Source organism: Streptomyces sp. NPDC053493 (genome assembly GCF_044544825.1).
In the GTDB taxonomy this organism is placed as follows: domain Bacteria; phylum Actinomycetota; class Actinomycetes; order Streptomycetales; family Streptomycetaceae; genus Streptomyces.
Genome location: NZ_JBITXS010000005.1, coordinates 403,188 through 417,776, shown reverse-complemented (window position 1 = coordinate 417,776; position 14,589 = coordinate 403,188). Strand labels below are relative to the sequence as shown.

Annotated in this window: 15 protein-coding genes; 10 read left to right on the top strand and 5 right to left on the bottom strand. The window is 71.9% G+C overall.

Annotated elements, in window-relative coordinates:
* Positions 1–15: 15 nt before the first annotated feature.
* Entirely contained in the window at positions 16–1,737 is a 1,722-nt protein-coding gene (locus tag ACIGO8_RS18195; RefSeq protein WP_399731087.1) for a glycoside hydrolase family 55 protein, read from the top strand.
* Here ACIGO8_RS18195 and ACIGO8_RS18190 read toward each other — a convergent pair.
* Positions 1,727–3,133 (bottom strand): MDR family MFS transporter, encoded by a 1,407-nt coding sequence (locus tag ACIGO8_RS18190; protein ID WP_399731084.1) that lies wholly within the window; start codon positions 3,131–3,133, stop codon positions 1,727–1,729. The two genes, ACIGO8_RS18195 and ACIGO8_RS18190, sit on opposite strands and share 11 nt — an antisense overlap.
* A gap of 138 nt (positions 3,134–3,271) precedes the next feature.
* Here ACIGO8_RS18190 and ACIGO8_RS18185 point away from each other — a divergent pair, with 138 nt between their 5' ends.
* Positions 3,272–4,030 (top strand): phosphoglyceromutase, encoded by a 759-nt coding sequence (locus ACIGO8_RS18185; protein WP_399731081.1) that lies wholly within the window; start codon positions 3,272–3,274, stop codon positions 4,028–4,030.
* Between the two features lie 76 nt (positions 4,031–4,106).
* On the opposite strand, the gene ACIGO8_RS18180 is transcribed toward ACIGO8_RS18185, so the two are convergent.
* Positions 4,107–4,403: a ribosomal protein L7/L12 gene (locus tag ACIGO8_RS18180; RefSeq protein WP_399731078.1), complete on the bottom strand. Its 297-nt coding sequence runs from the start codon at positions 4,401–4,403 to the stop codon at positions 4,107–4,109.
* Positions 4,404–4,530: 127 nt separating this feature from the next.
* Here ACIGO8_RS18180 and ACIGO8_RS18175 point away from each other — a divergent pair, with 127 nt between their 5' ends.
* Positions 4,531–5,037: a GNAT family N-acetyltransferase gene (locus ACIGO8_RS18175; RefSeq protein ID WP_399731075.1), complete on the top strand. Its 507-nt coding sequence runs from the start codon at positions 4,531–4,533 to the stop codon at positions 5,035–5,037.
* Between the two features lie 86 nt (positions 5,038–5,123).
* Here ACIGO8_RS18175 and ACIGO8_RS18170 read toward each other — a convergent pair whose 3' ends face one another.
* On the bottom strand, positions 5,124–5,276 hold the full coding sequence (locus tag ACIGO8_RS18170; RefSeq protein WP_399731072.1) for a hypothetical protein: 153 nt from the start codon (positions 5,274–5,276) through the stop codon (positions 5,124–5,126).
* Between the two features lie 103 nt (positions 5,277–5,379).
* Positions 5,380–6,060, bottom strand: a complete 681-nt coding sequence (gene phoU / locus ACIGO8_RS18165) for a phosphate signaling complex protein PhoU (protein WP_399731069.1) — start codon at positions 6,058–6,060, stop codon at positions 5,380–5,382.
* Between the two features lie 288 nt (positions 6,061–6,348).
* Here phoU and ACIGO8_RS18160 point away from each other — a divergent pair, with 288 nt between their 5' ends.
* Positions 6,349–7,584 (top strand): sensor histidine kinase, encoded by a 1,236-nt coding sequence (locus ACIGO8_RS18160; RefSeq protein WP_399731067.1) that lies wholly within the window; start codon positions 6,349–6,351, stop codon positions 7,582–7,584.
* Positions 7,581–8,261 (top strand): response regulator transcription factor, encoded by a 681-nt coding sequence (locus ACIGO8_RS18155; RefSeq protein ID WP_362522980.1) that lies wholly within the window; start codon positions 7,581–7,583, stop codon positions 8,259–8,261. Before ACIGO8_RS18160 ends, ACIGO8_RS18155 begins: the two co-directional genes overlap by 4 nt.
* Positions 8,262–8,398: 137 nt before the next feature.
* Here ACIGO8_RS18155 and ACIGO8_RS18150 read toward each other — a convergent pair whose 3' ends face one another.
* Positions 8,399–9,049: a DUF461 domain-containing protein gene (locus ACIGO8_RS18150; RefSeq protein ID WP_399731063.1), complete on the bottom strand. Its 651-nt coding sequence runs from the start codon at positions 9,047–9,049 to the stop codon at positions 8,399–8,401.
* A gap of 632 nt (positions 9,050–9,681) precedes the next feature.
* On the opposite strand from ACIGO8_RS18150, the gene ACIGO8_RS18145 reads away from it, so the two are divergent.
* The 5 genes from ACIGO8_RS18145 to rlmB all read left to right on the top strand — a co-directional run bounded on the left by ACIGO8_RS18145 (position 9,682) and on the right by rlmB (position 14,368).
* The gene (locus tag ACIGO8_RS18145; protein WP_003953493.1) at positions 9,682–10,164 is read left to right on the top strand and encodes a CarD family transcriptional regulator; all 483 of its coding nucleotides are present in this window, start codon (positions 9,682–9,684) and stop codon (positions 10,162–10,164) included.
* Between the two features lie 328 nt (positions 10,165–10,492).
* The gene (gene ispD / locus ACIGO8_RS18140; RefSeq protein ID WP_399731060.1) at positions 10,493–11,242 is read left to right on the top strand and encodes a 2-C-methyl-D-erythritol 4-phosphate cytidylyltransferase; all 750 of its coding nucleotides are present in this window, start codon (positions 10,493–10,495) and stop codon (positions 11,240–11,242) included.
* The gene (gene ispF, locus ACIGO8_RS18135) at positions 11,232–11,753 is read left to right on the top strand and encodes a 2-C-methyl-D-erythritol 2,4-cyclodiphosphate synthase (protein WP_399731057.1); all 522 of its coding nucleotides are present in this window, start codon (positions 11,232–11,234) and stop codon (positions 11,751–11,753) included. The genes ispD and ispF overlap by 11 nt, the downstream gene beginning before the upstream one ends.
* A 114-nt stretch (positions 11,754–11,867) precedes the next feature.
* Positions 11,868–13,265, top strand: coding sequence for a cysteine--tRNA ligase (gene cysS / locus ACIGO8_RS18130; RefSeq protein WP_399731055.1), 1,398 nt, complete (start codon positions 11,868–11,870; stop codon positions 13,263–13,265).
* A gap of 146 nt (positions 13,266–13,411) precedes the next feature.
* On the top strand, positions 13,412–14,368 hold the full coding sequence (rlmB, locus tag ACIGO8_RS18125) for a 23S rRNA (guanosine(2251)-2'-O)-methyltransferase RlmB (protein WP_399731052.1): 957 nt from the start codon (positions 13,412–13,414) through the stop codon (positions 14,366–14,368).
* Positions 14,369–14,589: the final 221 nt, after the last annotated feature.

Sequence of the window (14,589 nt, the reverse complement as noted above, 5' to 3'; positions counted from 1 at the left end):
GAAGGGCTCAGGTTCATGGCACACGGCAGGCTCAGCAGAAGGCAGTTCGTCGGCGGCGCGGTGGCGGTGGCGGGAGCGGCGGCGACGACCGGTTTCACGACCGGCCCCGGGGCCGGGCCCGGGGCGGGCTTCCCGGCGGGGTCCGGGGCCGGCATCCCGGCCGGGTCCGCGCTTCCCGCGGGCTCCGCCCTGTGGGAGGAGTACGCGGCCGCCCCCTACACCCATCCCCAGATCCCCTACGTGGGTTCCGCCGGCGCCCACCAAGGCGCGGCCCGGCTCCCGCGGCCTCCCGTCGTCGCGAACGTCCTCACCTACGGGGCCACTCCGGACGGCTCCACCGACTCGACTCCCGCCGTCAACCGGGCGCTCGCGGAGGCGGGGGAGCGGGGCGGCGGCACCGTGCTCGTCCCGCCCGGCACGTACCGCATCGACGGCTACGTCCACATCGGCGACAGCGGCGTCGTGCTGCGCGGCGCGGGCTCCGGCCGTACGACCCTGCGCGCCACCCGTAGCCTCACCGAACTCCTCGGCCCCTACGGCTCCCGCTACGGAGGCGACAAGTCGGCCTGGTCCTGGGCCGGCGGTCTGATCTGGCTCTCACCGCGCGCCCGGCACGCCTCCCTCGTCGCCGCGATACGGGAGCGGTCCTGGCCGTTCGAGGGCTGGACCGGCAACCGGCGCGACGAGTGGCGCACCCTGACCACCGTCCGCCCCGCCCGCCGCGGCGACCACGCCGTCACCGTCGCCGACGCGTCGGGCCTCGGCCGCGGACAGCTCGTGATCCTGCGTCTCGCCGACGACGCCGGGCACACGCTCCTGGAGCACATGGCGGGCGGCGGGCCCGGCCCCGAGGCGTACGGCTGGGACGACAAGACCAAGCTGACCTCGTACGTCCCCTACGAGTGGCCCGTAAGGATCACCCGGATCGAGGGCCGGCGCGTCCACCTCGAACGGCCCCTGCCCCTCGACGCGCGCCCCGAATGGGACCCCCGACTCGTCTCCGGGACCGCGCCCCTGACGGGCTCCGGGGTGAGCGGACTGACGCTGGAGGCGCCTTTGGTCGAGCAGTCCCCGCACCTGCTCGACCGCGGCTACAACGGCGTCACCTTCCAGTGCGCGTACGACTGCTGGGCTGAGGACGTGGTCGTGCGCCACGTCGACAACGGCTTCGGGCTCGTCGCCGCGTCCGCCTGCACCCTGCGCCGTACCCGGGTCGAGGGCCGCGGCGCCCACCACCCGTACTTCTGCCGCGAGGGCGCGCACGACAACCTGGTCGAGGACTTCCACATCGCCGCCCGCAGCGTCCCGGCCCCGCCCGGCACCCAGCTGCACGGCATCAACGTCGAGGGCCTGTCCAGCCACAACGTGTGGTCGCGCGGCGTGATGGAGGCCGGCACCTTCGACACCCACCGCGGGATGCCCTTCGCCAACGTCCGCACCGAGATCACCGTCGAGAACAACGGCCGCCACGGCGGCGACGCCTCCGCGGGCCCGCTCTACGGCGCCCGCTTCGCCCACTGGAACGTGACGGTGACCAACGGCCGGGCCGGCCTCGTCCGCATCGACGCGATCGCCCCGTACAGCGCGACGGTCGGCATCAGCGAGGTGCGGGAGTTCGACCAGACCGACGTGCCGGACTTCCCGGGCGACCTGCACGCGCGCCTGGAGGCGTACGGTGCGCCCGGCACCGTACGCCCCCGGAATCTCCACGCGGCACAGCGGGCGTTCAGGCGCTGACGACGGCGTCGCCCGCCGGGCGCTCCGTGGTCGGCGCGGGCCCGGCGACCGGAGCCGCGGCGACCTCCTCGATCGCGGCCTCGACCTCGGCCACGGCCTCGATCTGCGCCTCGGCCTCGGTCTCGGGCGCGGCCTTGGCAGCCGTCTCGGTCCGGGCCTCGGTATCGGTCTCGGTCTCCGCATCGGCCAGGGCGGACCGGAGCCGGGTCTGGTAGCCGACCGCCGCGAGGGCGCCGATGACACCGCAGGCGATCCACAGGACGTCGGGGCCGGGGCCGTCCACGATCCAGCCGGCCAGGATCGGGGCGACGAAACCGGCCACGGCCCAGGACATGCCCATGACGCCCTGGTAGCGGCCGCGGGCGTGCTCGGGAGCGAGCCGGGCGGTGGCGGCGGCGTTGGTGGGCACGTGGATCATCTCGCCGATCGTCCAGACGACGACGGTCGCGCCGAAGGCGAGCGACGTGCCGGCGAGCGCGGTGGCACCGGTGCCGAGCGCGAAGAGGAGCGAGGAGACGGTCAGCAGCATCACCGGGGAGCGCTTGTCGGTCACCTTGTTGACGAGCAGTTGGAAGGCGACGATCACGATGCCGTTGACGGCGATGACGGCGCCGTACGCGGAGGGCTCGAGGCCGGCGCCGGCCATGGTGAGCGGCAGGCCGATCCACGGCGCGGTGAACACCAGGCAGACGAAGAGGTTGAGCGTCACCAGGGTGCGGAAGGGCGCGTCGCGCAGCACGGTGAGGAGGCTGACCTTCTCCTCGGCGACGGCCTCGCCGGTCGTCCGGTCCACCTTGGCCTCGGGCCGGGTCTCGGGCAGGCGCAGGAAGACGATCAGGGCGCACAGCACGGTGGCGGCGGCGTCGACGAGGAAGAGGGTGCGGTAGCCGAGGACGATCGCGACACCGCCGCCGATGGCGGCGATGGCGAAGCCGAGGTTGAGCGCCCAGTAGTTGAGGGCGTAGGCGCGGCGGACGTCGTGGGCGGGCACCAGGTCGGCGATGGCGGCGTTGATGGAGGGCCGCACGGCCTGCATGGCGACGCCCATGAGCAGGACGACGAGGGCGACGCTCCAGGCGCTGGTGACGACCGCGAGCAGTGCGGAGCAGGCGGCGGCCGCCAGGTGCATGGTGACCATGGTGGGGCGGCGGCCCCAGCGATCGGTGAGCGTGCCGCCCAGCGGGGAGCCCGCGACGCCGCCGAGGCCGTGGAGGGCGATGACGAGTCCGGCGAACCAGGCGGAGTGCCCGAGCTCCTGGGTGAGATAGAGGGACAGGAAGGTGAGGACGAACGCCCCGGTGCGATTGACCAGGGTCGACAGCCACAGCCACCAGAAGCCTCCGGGGAAACCCGAGACGGTGGCGCGCGCTGATCGCCTGAGTGAGTCGATGGACATGTGAGGCCGGCCCCCCTGGTGCGTGTACGTCCCGCGTAAGTCCCGCTTGCGGAGCTCGTAACTTACGCATCTCATAGGCCGGACGCCAGCGAATTGACGTGGCGCGTCAATCGTCGGCCGTCTATTAGGCTCGGACACATGGCCGACGCACCGTACAAGCTGATCCTCCTCCGCCACGGCGAGAGCGAGTGGAACGCGAAGAACCTGTTCACCGGCTGGGTGGACGTCAACCTCACCGAGAAGGGCGAGAAGGAGGCGGTCCGCGGCGGTGAGCTGCTGAAGGACGCCGGCCTGCTGCCCGACGTGCTGCACACCTCGCTGCAGAAGCGCGCCATCCGCACGGCGCAGCTCGCCCTCGAGGCCGCCGACCGCCACTGGATCCCGGTGCACCGCTCCTGGCGTCTGAACGAGCGCCACTACGGTGCGCTCCAGGGCAAGGACAAGGCCCAGACCCTCGCCGAGTTCGGCGAGGAGCAGTTCATGCTGTGGCGCCGCTCGTACGACACCCCGCCGCCGGCGCTCGCCGACGACAACGAGTACTCCCAGGCCCACGACGCCCGCTACGCGACGATCCCGCCGGAGCTGCGCCCGCGCACCGAGTGCCTCAAGGACGTCGTCCAGCGGATGCTCCCGTACTGGTACGACGGCATCGTCCCGGACCTCCTGGCCGGCCGCACGGTCCTGGTCGCCGCCCACGGCAACAGCCTCCGCGCCCTCGTCAAGCACCTCGACGGCATCTCGGACGCCGACATCGCGGGCCTCAACATCCCGACCGGCATCCCGCTCACCTACGAGCTCGACGAGAACTTCAAGCCGCTGAACCCGGGCGGCACCTACCTCGACCCGGAGGCGGCGGCGGCCGCCATCGAGGCCGTGAAGAACCAGGGCAAGAAGTAGCCCATAGTCCCGAAAGAGCCCCCGACCTGCCGCCTTCCGGCAGGGAGGGGGCTTCTTCGTCTCCCGGGACCACCCGTCAGACGGCCCGCCCCGCGCGATCGCCGGGCTCCGGCTCCTGCCGCCACTCCGCCGTGGCGCCGGCGCTCTGGAGCACCGAGACGGCGAACTGGGCCCGGTAGGCGGACAGCCCGGTCACGACGGTGACGGGAGCTTCCCGCGTCAGATCCCGGCAGCGCCACAAACTCAGCCCGCTCACCTTGCGCACCGCGAGGATCACGTCCTTCTCCCGCGGCCCGCAGTCGACGAGCACGACCTCGTGGAAGGGGCCGTCGCAGAGCAGCGTGACGTACTCGGTGGACTCGTCGTCGGTCATCGCGCACTCCTCTTCGGCGAGCGGAAGCGTATGCGCCCGTCGAAGACGGCAGCCACTGCCTTTCGGGTACGGGCCCGCACCGCACCTTGTCGCGCCGCGTCGGTGGAGATCGTTTAGCCTGCGCGGCATGAGCACGTCACCGCGCACCGGCCCGCACGCGACACCGCGCCCCGGACCGCGCCTTGAACCCGTCACGCCCGCCACCGTGGACGCCGCGCTCGCGCTGCGGGTCCATGACCATCAGGAGGACAACGTCGCCCCCGTCGTGCGCTCCCTCGCCGAGGCGTACGCGTACGGCGAGACCGCCTGGCCGCGGCTGATCTTCGACGGGGAGGAGCTCGTCGGCTTCGTCATGGCCTTCGTCGACATCCAGTGGGATGCGGAGAAGGACCCGGCCGACCGGCGCAGTGGCCTGTGGCGGCTGAACATCGGCGCCGGGCACCAGGGGAAGGGGTACGGGCGGTTTGCCGTCGACGCCGTGCGCGAGGAGCTGGGGCGGCGCGGGGCGGCCGAGATGTACGTCTGCTGGCACCAGGGCGAGCACGGCCCCGGCGACTTCTACCGCCGCCTCGGCTTCCGCGAGACCGGCGAACTCGCCGGTGACCAGGCGGTCGGCGTCCTGGACCTCGCCTAGCCGGCGCGCGCGGACGGGCGGTGCGGGCCCGCCCGCAGGCGAGACCCGCACCCAGACCCGTACAACACCTGCCCGAGCTGCCCGAGCTACGAGGAGCAGCCCCCGCACTGGCACGGCCCGCCGGACTGGCAGCCGCAGCCGCAGCCCGAGCCGCACCCGCAGGCGCCGAGGACGGGCAGGAACTCCGCGTCGCGCGGGGCTTCCTGCTGGGGGTCGGTGATCGGAGCGGATTCGGCCATGGGGTCCCTCCCTGAGAGGCGTACCTCGCCTCCCTCCATTGCATGCCCACCCGACGCGGCGCATCAACGGCGCACAGGTGTGCGAACCCCGGACCCGAAACGCTTACGCGCCCTCGACCGGCGCCTCCGCCGCCTGCAGCTCGTCCGCGTGCTCACCCGTCACCAGATACACCACACGCTTCGCCACCGACACCGCGTGGTCCGCGAACCGCTCGTAGTAGCGGCCGAGCAGCGTCACGTCCACGGCCGTCTCGATGCCGTGCTTCCAGCGGTCGTCCATCAGGTGCTGGAACAGCGTGCGGTGCAGCGTGTCCATCTCGTCGTCGTCCTGCTCCAGCTGCATCGCCAGATCGACGTCCTTGGTGATGATGACCTCCGCCGCCTTCGCCATCAGGCGCTGCGCCAGCTGTCCCATCTGCAGGATCGTCGCGTGCAGGTCGTTCGGCACCGCGCGGTCCGGGAAACGCAGCCGGGTCAGCTTCGCCACGTGCTGGGCCAGGTCGCCGGAGCGCTCCAGGTCGGCGCTCATCCGCAGCGAGGTCACCACGATCCGCAGGTCCGTCGCCACCGGCTGCTGCCGCGCGAGCAGCGCTATCGCCCGCGCCTCCAGGTCGTGCTGAAGGTCGTCGATCTTCTGGTCCGCGGCGATCACGCTCTCCGCGAGCTTCAGGTCGGCGTCGAGCATGGCCGTCGTGGCGCGCCCGATCGCCGACCCGACAAGGCGGGCCATCTCGACCAGGCCCTCGCCGATCGAGTCAAGTTCCTCGTGGTACGCGTCCCGCATCGATGTCCCTCTCTACGCAGTGCCTCGGGGCCCGGGTGGGGGCCAGGTCAGGTTCGGGGCCGGCCCTCGGACCCCCACGCTCCCACGGTCCGCCCCGTACGCGTCCGGATCCACCCCCTCACATGAATCACCGCTTTCCCTCAGGTGAACTCTGGGCGACCTGCACCCCAGTCTCCACCAGGGCAAATGAACCGGCTCCGTCTCCTCGGTGAACTCTGGGCGACGACTGTTCGAGCAGCCACTCGGACGGCTGGGAGAGTGTCCGCCGACCCGCATAACCTGGATGGCATGGACGTGAACGCGGCGGTCGCCGCATCGGCCGCTATCGCCGGCGTGGTCACCGGCGTGATCGCCATGCTGGCGTTCCGCTGGAGCGAGCGCGACCAGGCGCGGCCCACCCGCAGCTCCCTGCACACCGACGCCGTGCTCCCGCCCGGTGTCGACACCGTGCTGTCCGTGCTGCGCTCCTCCGCGGTCGTCCTCGACGAGAGCGACTCGGTGGTCAAGGCCAGCTCGGCGGCGTACGCGCTCGGCCTGGTCCGCGGCGGCAAGCTGGCCGTGGAGCCCATGCTCAACATGGCCCGCGACACCCGCCGGGACGGCGAGATACGCCAGGTCGAGCTCGACCTGCCGCGACGCGGCACCGGGCGCGGCGAGGCCCTCGCCGTCTCCGCCCGGGTGGCGCCGCTCGGCTCACGCCTCGTGCTGCTGCTCGTGGAGGACCTGACCGAGGCCCGCCGTATCGAAGCGGTACGGCGCGACTTCGTCGCGAACGTGAGCCACGAGCTGAAGACGCCCGTCGGCGCGCTGTCCCTGCTCTCCGAGGCCGTCATGGACGCCTCGGACGACCCCGAGGCGGTCACCCGCTTCGCGGGCCGCATGCAGATCGAGGCGACCCGCCTGACCAACCTCGTGCAGGAGCTCATCGACCTCTCCCGGGTGCAGAACGACGACCCGCTGGAGGACTCCGAGCCCGTACGGGTGGACGAACTGGTCGCCGAGGCGATCGACCGCTCCCGCCACACCGCGGGCACCAAGCAGATCACCATGGCGTCCGGAGGCACCGCCGACCTGTACGTCTGGGGCAGCCGCGGCCAGCTCGCGGCCGCCCTCGGCAACCTCGTCGAGAACGCCGTCAACTACTCACCGGCCCACACCCGGGTCGGTATCGCCGCCCGCCGCGTCGCGGCACCCGGCGGCGACCTGATCGAGATAGCCGTGACCGACCAGGGCATCGGCATCCCCGACAAGGACAAGGAGCGCATCTTCGAGCGCTTCTACCGCGTCGACCCCGCTCGCTCCCGTGCCACCGGCGGCACGGGTCTCGGCCTGGCCATCGTCAAGCACGTGGCCGCCTCGCACGGCGGGGAGGTCACGGTGTGGAGCACCGAGGGCCAGGGATCCACCTTCACCCTGCGGCTGCCCGAGGCGGGCGCCGTCAGGGACCGCCGGTCCTCCGAGCCCGCCTCGCACACCCCTGATCTCATGACCGAACCACTCCCCGCCCCGGAGGTCCTTCCGTGACCCGTGTGCTTGTCGTCGAGGATGAGGAATCCTTCAGCGACGCCCTGTCGTACATGCTCCGCAAGGAGGGCTTCGAGGTCGCCGTCGCGGCGACCGGGCCCGACGGCCTCGACGAGTTCGAGCGCAACGGAGCGGATCTCGTCCTCCTCGACCTCATGCTGCCGGGTCTGCCCGGCACGGAGGTGTGCCGCCAGCTGCGCAGCCGCTCGAACGTCCCGGTGATCATGGTGACCGCCAAGGACAGCGAGATCGACAAGGTCGTCGGCCTGGAGATAGGAGCCGACGACTACGTGACCAAGCCCTTCTCCTCGCGGGAGCTGGTCGCCCGCATCCGCGCGGTGCTGCGCCGCCGCGGCGAGCCGGAGGAGGTCACGCCGGCCGCCCTGGAGGCGGGCCCGGTCCGCATGGACGTCGACCGCCACGTGGTCACCGTCGCGGGCGGCAAGGTCGACCTGCCGCTGAAGGAGTTCGACCTCCTGGAGATGCTGCTGCGCAACGCGGGCCGCGTCCTGACCCGCATGCAGCTGATCGACCGCGTCTGGGGCGCCGACTACGTCGGCGACACCAAGACCCTCGACGTCCACGTCAAGCGCCTGCGCGCCAAGATCGAGCCGGACCCGGGTGCGCCGCGGTATCTGGTGACGGTGCGCGGCCTGGGCTACAAGTTCGAGCCGTAGGCCCGCGGCCCGGAGACCCTTAGGCCCGTAGGCCCGGAGCCCGCAGATCCCGGATCGTCGTCCGCGCGGCGGGCCCGGGCGGATACGCGAAAGGGCGCCCCCTCCTCGGAGGGGGCGCCCTTTCGTGCGTACGGGGCTCAGTGGCCGGCCGCGTGCGTCGCCTCGCCCGACGGGGTCGCCGCGCCGGTCGGCGTGGCCGTGCCCGACGGGGTGGCGGTGCCGGACGGCGTGGGGACGGCGCCGGTCGACGGCGGGGTGACCGGCGGCTTCGGGAGCTCGGAGGGGCCGTACTCCTTGAAGTAGCTGTGCGCCGGGACGACGAACGCGCTCAGGCCCACGTCGCCGGTCTTGCTCAGCTTGAAGACGACCTTCTGCGCGTCGCCGTTCCTGGCCTCGCGCAGGCCGCCCTCGATCGTGGCGGAGGCGTTGCCCGCGCCGCCGATGACGACGGAGCCGCCGGCGGGGACGACGATCGGGCCGTTGCCCTCGGCCGCCTTGAGCTTCACGACGCCGACGGTGCCCGGCAGGGTGATCGAGTCGAGGGTCTGGCGCGTCCGGCCGTTGTTGAAGACGGTGGCGGAGACGACGGCGGGACCCACCGCACCCGGGTCGGGCTGGGTGATCACGAGGGCGTTCTGGATCTTGACGTCTTCCACCGTGACGGCGGCGTTGTCCGGCCGGACCTCGAGGGTCTGGGCGTCGTTGCCCGCGCCACAGGCGGACAGCGAGGCGATCGAGATCACGACGGCGGTGGCGGCGAGGGCGCCGCGTCGAAGGCTGCGGCTCACGGCGGCGGCAACTCCTAGGACGTACGGACGGACTGAGGACGGCTAAAGGTGTGTCAGCGCGCTTAGGTTACCGAGCCGCACTCTCCGTCCCGCACCCGACCCGCCCCCTACGTGTTCCCCGCGTGTTCCGCACCCGCCCCGCGCCCGGCCCCGCGGGGAGGAGGCGCGGCTGCGGGCGTGGGTGCGGGCCTCCGTCGCGAACTCGCCGACATGGCCGGATCACACCGCATTGACCTTCCGTTCACATATCCGCCGTGATCAATTCGGCCGGTGCCCCCGCATTCCTCCGTCCGGGTCATTCGAGAAACGCCGGGCGACACGCTGTGATCAATTCCGGAAACCGTCCGTACGGGTGGTCGATCCTCGAACGGAGTACGTGAAGAGCGCCACACCGAACCCGGCAAACCGGGACATCGGACCCCTCCCGCAGCCCGCCCGACGGCTGTAACGTAGGTGTTTCTCTGCGTCCGCGCAGCCGCTCCGACCTGCGAATACCGCCTTCCGGAAGCCCTCCGCAGCACGGCCGCGGCGCTGTTGTCAAGCCCCGAGATATGCCCTGACCTGCGAAAACGCCATTCAGAAGACGCCGTATCCGTGTTACCCTGGATAGCCACGGAAGGGGTACCTGTCACATGACGTTCAAGGTTGGCGACACCGTGGTCTATCCCCATCACGGGGCCGCGCTGATCGAGGCCATCGAAACTCGCCAGATCAAAGGCGTGGACAAGACCTACTTGGTGCTCAAGGTCGCGCAGGGCGACCTGACGGTTCGTGTGCCGGCGGACAATGCGGAGTTCGTCGGTGTTCGCGACGTGGTCGGTCAGGACGGGCTGGACCGGGTCTTCGAGGTGCTGCGCGCGCCGTACGCCGAGGAGCCGACCAACTGGTCCCGTCGTTACAAGGCAAATCTGGAAAAGCTCGCCTCCGGCGACGTCATCAAGGTCGCCGAAGTGGTGCGCGACCTGTGGCGCCGCGAGCGCGAGCGCGGACTGTCCGCCGGTGAGAAGCGCATGCTCGCCAAGGCCCGTCAGATCCTGGTGAGCGAGCTCGCCCTCGCGGAGAACACCAACGAGGACAAGGCCGAGGCGCTCCTCGACGAGGTGCTCGCGTCCTGACGCCTGCCACTCGAACACCCGCTGTCTGACGCCTGGCACGCATGCCATGCCCAGCCGCACGATGCCGCGGTGCCCGCTGACGCGCTGTGAATCGCTCACGTGATTCCACAGTGCCGTCGCCGGGCACTGCGGCATGTTCGTCTCTCTTTCCCGACCCCCTGCTTCCCGCCGCTTTCCCGCTTTCCCGCTGCTTTCCCGACCCCTGCCCGCTCTCGCATGGCGACGCCTCGACCGTCGTCACGGAAAGGGCCCGGTCGAGGCGTCGCCATCAGCTTGTTGACGCCATACCCACGTCGCCCGCGGAAACAAACCTGCCGGAGTGCAACCGATGACAGACGAAGCGCGTCATAGTCGAACCGCCGTGGTGATCCCCGCGGCCGGCCGGGGCGTGCGCCTCGGTCCGGGCGCCCCCAAGGCGCTGCGCGCGCTGAACGGCACCCCCATGCTCATCCACGCCGTCCGGGCGATGGCCGCCTCCCGCGCCGTCTCCCTCGTCGTCGTGGTCGCGCCCGCCGACGGCGCCGCCGAGGTCAAGAACCTCCTCGACACCCACGCCCTGCCCGAGCGCACCGACTACGTGGTCGTGCCCGGCGGCGACACCCGCCAGGAGTCCGTCCACCTCGGCCTCCAGGCCCTGCCCGACGACGTCACCACCGTCCTCGTCCACGACGCCGCCCGCCCGCTCGTGCCCGTCGACACCGTCGACGCCGTCATCGAGGCGGTACGGGACGGGGCCGTCGCCGTCGTGCCCGCGCTCCCCGTCGCCGACACCGTCAAGGAGGTCGAGCCGGCCGAGAAGCCCGACGCGCCCGAGCAGGTCGTCGCCACACCGGTGCGCGCCCGCCTCCGCGCCGTACAGACCCCGCAGGGCTTCGACCGCGCCACCCTCGTCGACGCGCACGCGACCGTCGCCCTCACCGGTGACGGCGCCACCGACGACGCCGGCATGGTCGAGCGGCTCGGCGCGCCCGTCGTCGTCGTGCCCGGCCACGAGGAGGCCTTCAAGGTGACCCGCCCGCTCGACCTCGTCCTCGCCGAGGCCGTACTCGCCCGCAGGAGGGCCAACGATGGCTTCTGAGCCCACATCCCCCCGGCCCCCGCTGCCCCGCACCGGGATCGGCACCGACGTCCACGCCTTCGAGAAGGGCCGCGAGCTGTGGTGCGCCGGCCTGCTCTGGGAAGGCCCCGACAGTGACGGCTACGGGCTCGCCGGGCACTCCGACGGTGACGTCGCCGCCCACGCCGCCTGCGACGCCCTCTTCTCCGCCGCCGGCGTCGGCGACCTCGGCGCCCACTTCGGCACCTCCCGCCCCGAGTGGTCCGGCGCCTCCGGCGTCACCCTGCTCGCCGAGGCCGCCCGGATCGTGCGCGCCGAGGGCTACGAGATCGGCAACATCGCCGTCCAGGTCGTCGGTGTCCGCCCGAAGATCGGCAAGCGGCGCGACGAGGCGCAGAAGGCACTGAGCGAGGCGGCCGGCGCGCCGGTCTCCGTCTCCGGCACCACCACCGACGGCCTCGGCCTCACCGGCCGCGCCGAGGGCCTGGCCGCCCTCGCGACCGCGCTCGTCTATCCCGTCAACACCGTCTAGGGGCGTCTCGCACCACCCTGCCGACGGACCTCCGGCGCCGCCTGGCGGAAAAACGTCGCCCGCGACGCCGGAAGGGGTCGCGGGGCACTACCGCCCGCCCACTACCCTGGTGTGGTGACCATTCGCCTGTACGACACCAGCGCCCGGCAGATCCGTGACTTCACCCCGATCAAGCCGGGCTGTGTCTCGATCTACCTCTGTGGCGCGACCGTGCAGGCCGCCCCGCACATCGGGCACATCCGCTCGGGCCTGAACTTCGACATCATGCGCCGCTGGTTCGCCTACCGCGGCTACGACGTCACGTTCATCCGCAACGTCACCGACATCGACGACAAGATCATCGCCAAGGCCGGTGAGCAGGGCCGCCCCTGGTGGTCCATCGGCTACGAGAACGAGCGCGCCTTCAACGACGGCTACCAGGCACTCGGTTGCCTCCCGCCGACGTACGAGCCGCGCGCCACCGGCCACGTCACCGAGATGGTCGAGATGATGCGCGGCCTCATCGAGCGCGGCCACGCCTACGAGGCCGACGGCAGCGTCTACTTCGACGTGCGCTCCTTCCCCGGCTACCTCTCGCTGTCCAACCAGGACATCGACGACCTGCGCCAGCCCGACGAGGGCGTCTCCGGCAAGCGCGACCCGCGCGACTTCGCCATGTGGAAGGCCACCAAGCCCGGCGAGCCCGACTGGGAGACGCCGTGGGGCCGCGGCCGCCCCGGCTGGCACCTGGAGTGCTCGGCCATGGCGCACAAGTACCTCGGCTCCGCCTTCGACATCCACGGCGGCGGCCTCGACCTGATCTTCCCGCACCACGAGAACGAGATCGCCCAGGCCAAGGCCTTCGGCGACGACTTCGCCCAGTACTGGGTGCACAACGCCTGGGTCACCATGAGCGGCGAGAAGATGTCGAAGTCGCTGGGCAACAGCGTCCTCGTCTCCGAGATGGTGAAGAACTGGCGCCCCATCGTGCTGCGTTACTACCTCGGCACCCCGCACTACCGCTCGATGATCGAGTACAGCGAGGAGTCGCTGCGCGAGGCCGAGGCCGCCTTCGCGCGGATCGAGGGCTTCGTGCAGCGCGCCACCGAGAAGGCCGGCACGCCCGTCGCCCCCGCCGACGAGGTGCCGCCCGCCTTCGCCGAGGCCATGGACGACGACCTGGGCGTGCCGCACGCGCTGGCGATCATCCACACCACCGTGCGCCAGGGCAACAGCGCACTGGCCGCCGACGACAAGGACGAGGCCGTCGCACGCCTCGCCGAGGTGCGCGCCATGCTCGGCGTCCTCGGCCTCGACCCGCTCGACCCGCAGTGGGCCGAGGAGGGCGACCGCGGCGAGGAGCTGCACGGCGTCGTCGACACCCTCGTACGGCTCGTGCTCCAGCAGCGCGAGTCGGCCCGCGAGCGCAAGGACTGGGCCACGGCGGACGCCATCCGCGACCAGCTCAACCAGTCCGGCCTCGCCATCGAGGACAGCCCCGACGGCCCCCGCTGGACGCTGGGCAACCGCTAGCGCGCAGACACGAGTGTGCCGTCCGGGCCTCCGGGCGGCACACTGCACTTACAGAGACGATTACGCACGTACGCTACGCACGTACGCCACTACGGACCCGAGACGGACTTCCGTACGAACGCAGGTAGAGGAAACAGGTAGCAGTCATGGCCGGGAACAGCCAGCGCAGGAACCGCCGCACGTCCAACAAGAAGGGCGCGACGGTCGGCAGCGGTGGCCAGCGACGCAAGGGCCTCGAAGGCAAGGGCCCGACGCCCAAGGCCGAGAACCGCAAGGGGCACAAGGCGTACCGCGTCTCCAACGCGATGGCCCGCAACGCCGCCAAGCGCAAGCCCGTCGCCCGCCGCGGCGGCAAGGGCCAGTCCGAGATGGTCGTCGGCCGCAACCCGGTCTTCGAGGCGCTGCGCGACGGCGTGCCCGCCACCACGCTCTACGTCCAGCAGTTCATCGACAACGACGAGCGCGTGCGCGAGGCCCTGAACCTCGCCACCGGCCGCGGCACCATCAACATCATGGAGGCGCCGCGCCCCGAGCTGGACCGCATGACGAACGGGCTCAACCACCAGGGCCTCGTCCTGCAGGTCCCGCCCTACGAGTACGCGCACCCGGAGGACCTCGCCGAGGCGGCCTACGACGACCACGAGGACCCGCTGATCGTGGCCCTCGACGGCGTCACCGACCCGCGCAACCTCGGCGCCGTGGTCCGTTCCGTGTCCGCGTTCGGCGGCCACGGCGTCGTCGTGCCCGAGCGCCGCGCGGCCGGCATGACGGCGGGCGCCTGGAAGACCTCGGCCGGCACCGCCGCCCGCACGCCGGTCGCCCGCGCCACCAACCTGACCCGCTGCCTGGAGCAGTACCAGAAGGCCGGCCTCACCGTCGTCGGCCTGTCCGCGGACGGCGACACCGAGGTGCACGAGCTGGAGGCCCTCGCCGGCCCGGTCGTCATCGTCGTCGGCTCCGAGGGCAAGGGCCTGTCCCGGCTCGTCGGCGAGACCTGCGACTTCCTGGTCCGCATCCCGATGCCCGGCGGCGCCGAGTCGCTGAACGCCGGTGTCGCGGCCGGCGTCGTGCTCTACGAGGCGGCCCGCCGCCGGATGGGCTGATCCGCCGTCGGGTCTCCGGACGGGCTGATCCGCCGCCGGATGGGCTGATCCGCCGTCGGGTCTCCGGACGGGCCGGCCCGCCGCCGCACGGGCTGATCCGCCGTTGGCCGGGCTGATCCGCCTCCCTCGTACGGGCTGACCCGTACGGGGGACGCGCCCCGGCCGTGATCTTGACGGGCCTCGGACATTTCCCAACCGTCAAGGCAGTGTCCTAACCGCGC